Source organism: Aquimarina algiphila, assembly GCF_007489275.1.
Lineage (GTDB): Bacteria > Bacteroidota > Bacteroidia > Flavobacteriales > Flavobacteriaceae > Aquimarina > Aquimarina algiphila.
Map to the genome: position 1 here is coordinate 1 of NZ_VLNR01000226.1, position 295 is coordinate 295.

1 protein-coding gene is annotated in these 295 nt (G+C 32.2%); it reads right to left on the reverse strand.

Annotated elements, in window-relative coordinates; genetic code table 11:
* Positions 1-104 precede the first annotated feature (104 nt).
* Positions 105-295, reverse strand: a 191-nt coding sequence (locus FOF46_RS32400) for a hypothetical protein (RefSeq protein ID WP_208746855.1), incomplete at its 5' end; no start/stop codon positions are given.

Genomic DNA, 295 nt, shown 5'->3' on the forward strand with positions numbered 1-295 from the left:
CTTTGTAGAATAAAAAAGGGTTGTATATTTGCACCCGCTTACAGAAACAGAGCGAAGTTCATAAGTTTAGAGATAGTACAGGAGTAGGGTGTTTTTTACGGCATTTATAAGGTTCGATTCCTTATGTATCCACAGGAATTACTAGCGATGAAGATTGCTTTAGTAATTACAAAAAGTTCATAGACATATTGATTGACAGCGCGTATTAAGACTAGAGATAGTTTTATACAAAGAATAAAGACTAGAAACATCATTGAGATACGAATTATAATTCCGTTGTATTGTTTTGAATAAT